General features: G+C 67.4%; 5 protein-coding genes. 1 reads left to right on the forward strand and 4 read right to left on the reverse strand.

Going from position 1 to position 5,175, the window contains the following annotated elements:
- Window positions 1-18: 18 nt before the first annotated feature.
- From QZV72_RS09385 to budA, 3 genes are read right to left on the reverse strand one after another with little or no spacing between them, the layout of a single operon-like run.
- Complete coding sequence (locus tag QZV72_RS09385) at window positions 19-939, reverse strand: Dyp-type peroxidase (RefSeq protein ID WP_297007746.1); 921 nt, start codon at window positions 937-939, stop codon at window positions 19-21.
- 38 nt (window positions 940-977) lie between these two features.
- On the reverse strand, window positions 978-2,087 hold the full coding sequence (locus QZV72_RS09390) for a YihY/virulence factor BrkB family protein (protein WP_297007749.1): 1,110 nt from the start codon (window positions 2,085-2,087) through the stop codon (window positions 978-980).
- A gap of 44 nt (window positions 2,088-2,131) precedes the next feature.
- Window positions 2,132-2,863: an acetolactate decarboxylase gene (gene budA, locus QZV72_RS09395; RefSeq protein ID WP_297007752.1), complete on the reverse strand. Its 732-nt coding sequence runs from the start codon at window positions 2,861-2,863 to the stop codon at window positions 2,132-2,134.
- 239 nt (window positions 2,864-3,102) lie between these two features.
- On the opposite strand from budA, the gene QZV72_RS09400 reads away from it, so the two are divergent.
- Window positions 3,103-4,182: a GTP-binding protein gene (locus QZV72_RS09400; protein WP_297007756.1), complete on the forward strand. Its 1,080-nt coding sequence runs from the start codon at window positions 3,103-3,105 to the stop codon at window positions 4,180-4,182.
- An 80-nt stretch (window positions 4,183-4,262) separates the two neighbouring features.
- Here QZV72_RS09400 and QZV72_RS09405 read toward each other — a convergent pair.
- The coding region (locus tag QZV72_RS09405) for a tetratricopeptide repeat protein (protein ID WP_297007760.1) at window positions 4,263-5,175 on the reverse strand (913 nt) is incomplete at its 5' end.

Here is a 5,175-nt window from a genome sequence, read left to right on the forward strand (position 1 = left end):
CCCGGTGGCCCGGTGGTCTCAGTCCCCGAGATCGTCGAGGAACCCCGCCGAAGGCACGAAGTACAACGATCCGGTGACCGCGGTGGAGAAATCGAGGATACGGTCGTGGTTGCCCTCCGGGACCCCGACGAACATGTTGCGCAGCATCTGCTCGGTGATCGACGGATCCTTGGCGTAGCCGATGAAATATGTGCCGAACTCGGCGTCCCCCACCGACCCGAAAGGCATGTTCTCCCGGACAATGTCCCCGTCGATGTCGTTGAGCGCGACATGGGAGTTGGACGGCTTGTGCTCGTCGTCCAGTTCAAGGTCGTCGAGCTTCGTCCGGCCGATCGCCTTCTCCTGTTCCCCGGTGCTCAGAGCGTTCCACGCATCCATGTCATGCAGGTACTTCTGGACGATGACGTAGGAACCCCCGACGAGAGAGGCGTCCTCACCGTCGCCGTCGCCGATGACCGCGGCGGCGACGGCGTCACCACCCTCCGGGTTCTCGGTGCCGTCGACGAAGCCGAGGAGATCACGCTCGTCGAAGTAGCGGAACCCGTGGACCTCATCAACGACGGTGACTGCCGTGCCGAGCTTCCCGGTGATGACACGCGCAAGTTCGAAGACCACGTCCATCCGCGCGGCCCTCAGGTGGATCAGCAGGTCACCAGGGGTGGAGACCGCTGTGTGGACGCTGCCCTCGATCTCCCGGAAAGTGTGCAGGTGCGCGGGACGTGGCCGGTCAGGGAACAACCGGTCCCACATCCCCGAGCCGATGCCGACGATGCTCAGCAACTCGGACTCCGGGGAGCGGAACCCCACCGAACGGGTCAGACCGGGAAGCTCCCCGAGCACGTCGCGGACGACGTCGGTGGCCGCACCCCCGTCCTCCACCGTGCAGACGAGGAACATCGCGGCGTTCGCGGGGTGGGACACCACCTGTTGACTGGGCATGGGTGCAGGCCTCTTCTCTTGTCAGATTCAGTTTCGGATCAGGATCGTCGGCCCTGAGAGTAGTCGCTCCCGGCGGCGGGAGGCGTCTCCGGACCGTCAGCCTCCCCCTCCGCGTTCCGGCGCACCTCCCGGGCCCACTCGACATCCCGGGCGTTCTTCGACTCCCGCTTGTCACTGGCGGAGGAATCACGGACACGAAGCTGCAGCGTCTCCTCCGCCGGCAGGCCTGCCCGCAGCTGCCGCATCCGGACCACCTCACTGTCGATGAGCGCACCGAAGACCAGCGCGGCATTGACGATGAACAGCCACACCATGAGCACGACCACACCCGCCAGTGCCCCGTACGTCGCGTTGAACGACCCCGCCTTCGCGACGTAGAGGAAGAAGAGCATGGTCGCCAGGATGGTCGCCACAATCGACAGGGACGCCCCGACAGTGAACCACCGCAGCCAGAACAGGTACCACGGGAAGTGGCGTCCTCCCCAGGTACGCCGCATCCGCACATTCGGGGTGATGCGGTAGAGCATCCCCACCCCCAGCACCACGACCATGATGACCAGCACCCAACGGACGTAGCGCCACACCGTGATCACCGCGGTCTCCAGGTGGATGAGCTCCCCGACCGCCTCCGCGACCGGCCCCGCCACCACCGACACGATGAGTCCGACGGCCGCCAGGAGCAGGAACAGGCCGGTGAGCAGGTACATCTGCATGTTCCACTTGAACAGGCCGCGCCCCTCGGTGATCCCGTAGACGGCGTTCATCGTCCGACTGAACGTCTTGATGTACCCGGACGCCGTCCACAACGTGGTGACCAGGCCGATGACCAGCCCCAGCCCGGCCTGCGGCGTGCGCAGGATGGACTCCAGCACCGGGCGCACCGACTCCCAGGAATGCTCCGGGGTGACCGCCTCGACATCGTTCAGCAGCCGGATCACCGACTCCTCACTCTGCCCGAACAGTGCCAGGATCGAGACCAGGGCGATGAGGCCGGGGAACAGGGCGAGCAGCGCCCGGAAGGCGAGACTCCCGACGAAGTCCACGAAGTCCTGGTCGACGAAACGCCGTACGGCACGCCCCGGTATACGACGCCACGCGGGGGATGCGGTGTCGGCCCGCTTGAGGGTCGACGAGGATAACCGGGGCATATCCACCGAGGGTACCGGTGGCGGTCGGTGCCCGGACCGCCGACCTAACCCTTCACCTCGGTGGCGTGCAGCTGCTCATCGAGATCCTCCGGATCCAGGTTCGCGTTCGAGAACGCGGAGGTCAGCGGCAGCCGCAGGTCCAGGTCCGTGCCCGGGCACAGCTCGATCTTCCCCTCGGCGAGGGTGAAGTCCAGGACGTGGCCGCCCTGGACACGGGCGTCGTCGATGAAGTGGACGTGGCAGCCGGGCACCGAGATGTTCTTCTCGTAGACCGGTGTCCGGAATCCCGCGATGACGCCGGAGACGTCGGTGAAGTGCTGCTCCGCGTCATCCCCGACGGCCTCCGTCATCGGCGGGTAGGGCTTGTCCTGCTTGACCACCGTACGGGTCGTCACATCGGAGAAGGTGCCGGTGATCCGCACCGCGTACATGTAGTTCGCCGAGGGCGTCATCTCGTCGATGAAGCCGGAGAGGTCACTGCGCCGGATGTTCTCCGGGGCGCGCCGGCGGATCCGGGGCACGAAGTTCGTGCACACCGAGTACGGGGAGCGCTGCTCAAGGTCCGCGCGGGTGGCGGTGCCGTCATGACGCAGCTGGTAGCAGATACCGTCGATGATCACCATCTCACCGTCCAGGGCGTCGAAGGTGCCGAGGCCGAAGTTGCCCTTGCCGAGCAGCTCGCCGACGGTCATTTCACCGTCGTAGATGCCGTCGAGCAGTGCGGACATGAGTGAGTTCTGAAAGATCGTGTGCCGGGTCACGGGACTGTCGTTCATGGGTCCAGCGTAGCGCCAGGCAGCGGCTCCGGTGTGCTGCGACCGGCAGCGATGCGCGTGATCTGCACGACTTCCCCACCTTCCGTCCCCGAACGTTGACCACCGGTGAGAACAGGCGGAGGATGGCGGTGGTCGGTCTCTGACGTTCGGCGGGGGTACGGAGGCACCCACACAACGTTAATGGAAATGCTTATCAGTAAGGTAGGGGAAAAGCACCTCCCACCGGAAGGCCCCCCGCCATGACCCCTGTCACCGTGCTGTCCGGATTCCTCGGATCCGGCAAGACCACCCTGCTCAACCAGATCCTCACCGACCGTGGCGGACGCCGTATCGCGGTGATCGTCAACGACTTCTCCGAGATCAACATCGACGCCGCCCTGATCGCCGGCGAAGGACATCTCACCCGCGGGGAGGACCGCTTCGTCGAGCTGACGAACGGCTGCATCTGCTGCACCCTGCGCGAGGACCTCGTCGATGCGGTCGGTACCCTGGCACGCTCCGGAAAGTACGACCACATCCTCATCGAGTCCACCGGCATCTCCGAGCCGATGCCCGTCGCCGCAACCTTCCAATGGCAGTGGGAGGACGGGACCCGGTTGGCGGACATCGCCCCGATCGACACGATGGTCACCCTGGTGGACGCCCGCCAGTTCCTCGACCGGATCGGCAGGCACACCCGTCTGACGGACGTCGACCGCGGCGCAACCCCGGACGACGAACGCACTGTCGCCGACCTCCTCGTCGACCAGGTCGAGTTCGCTGACCGGATCTACGTCACCAAGTCCGATCTGGTCTCAGCCGACCGGCTGGCGGCGACGATGACGTTGGTGCGGCGGATGAACCCACGTGCGGAGGTGGACATCCTTGTCAACGGGCTGTGCCACGGCGTCAGCGTCATTGACCGGATCCTCGGCGCGAACCTGTTCAATGAGGCCACCGCGCGGACCTACGAGGGGTACACCGAAGAACTGGAGAACCCCCACACCCCGGAGACCGAGGAGTACGGCATCAGTTCAGTCGTCTTCCGCGGTGATCGCCCCCTGGACCGTGGACGCCTGCTCGAAGCCTTGCGCGCCACCACCGGACTGGTCCGGTCGAAAGGATACTGCTGGCTCGCCGACCAGCTGTCCCACGCCCAGATCTGGCACCAGGCCGGGCCGGATCTGTCGATCCGGCCCGCAGCGGGCTGGCAGGACGCCGGTCTCACGCCCGGCAACGAAGTCGTGCTCATCGGCGTGGGACTCGACACCCCGTCCCTGATGAACAGGCTGGACGAGGCCATGATCACCGACGCCGAAGCCCACGACCTCGTCCGATGAACAGCTCCGGGAGGGACGGCCACACGACGCGTAGCGGCATCACCAGCCGTCACCTGACCAGGTGCCCCGGCAGCCACCCCTCAGAACAGGGCCGACGCCAGCCTCCGCCGCGCCCGTTCCGCCACCGCCGTCCCGGGTTCCAGGAGCCGGAGAAGATCGAGGGCACGGACCCGCAACTGCTCACGCTCACCGGCGGGACGCCCCGCCGCCGACCTGGACAGAGCACCCGACAGCAGGTCGACCGCATCTACCGGCCGGTCGCCGAGGACGAGGACATCGGCGGTACGCAGCAGGTCGCCGACCGCCGGTGGGGTGCCGCCGGTCCCGCCGTCCCCGGCGTCGAGAAGCCGCCGTGCCCCGGCAAGCACCGTGTACACGGAACGCTGATCCAGGTCCCTTGTCCGGGCCAGGACACCCACCGCCGACCGTGCCCTACGCAGAATCCGCTGCGCCACCGGGTCCGGGTACTCCGGCAGCAGCACGTCATAGAGCGCGACTGCGCCCTCCGGGTCACCGCTGCTGACCAGCGTCGCCGCCCGGCGCAGCCGCGGATCGCCGGCGAGGCGGGTGATGTCCGCGACCCCGTTCTCCGCCACGGTGACCTCCCCGCCGACCGGTACGGTATCCTCCGGCGGTCCGGCCAGCCGGGGCGCGACCCTCGCCACCACCGTCTCCACCCAGTCCAGGCAGTCCACACCACCGTCACCGAGTGCGTCCGGTGGAGTCCAGGCCGCGACACCGGTGCCGTCGGCGACGACCGTGACGGTGGGCAGTGAAGCCGGCCGGAATGCCGTGGCGAGCTGCGGGAACCGGTCCACGTCCGCCACCGCGAGGATCCACCGCAGTCCAGCGGAGGACGCCGCGCCGGCGAGCTCCCGCCGCAGCGCGGACATGCCGGAGCCGACCGGCGAGCCGAGCAGCACGACCACCGGCACCTGCGCTGATCGGTCGATGACCGCGGTGGGCACGCTCAGTGGCGTGAGCTCCACGACC

Origin of the sequence: uncultured Corynebacterium sp. (assembly GCF_902782855.1) — a bacterium.
In the GTDB taxonomy this organism is placed as follows: domain Bacteria; phylum Actinomycetota; class Actinomycetes; order Mycobacteriales; family Mycobacteriaceae; genus Corynebacterium.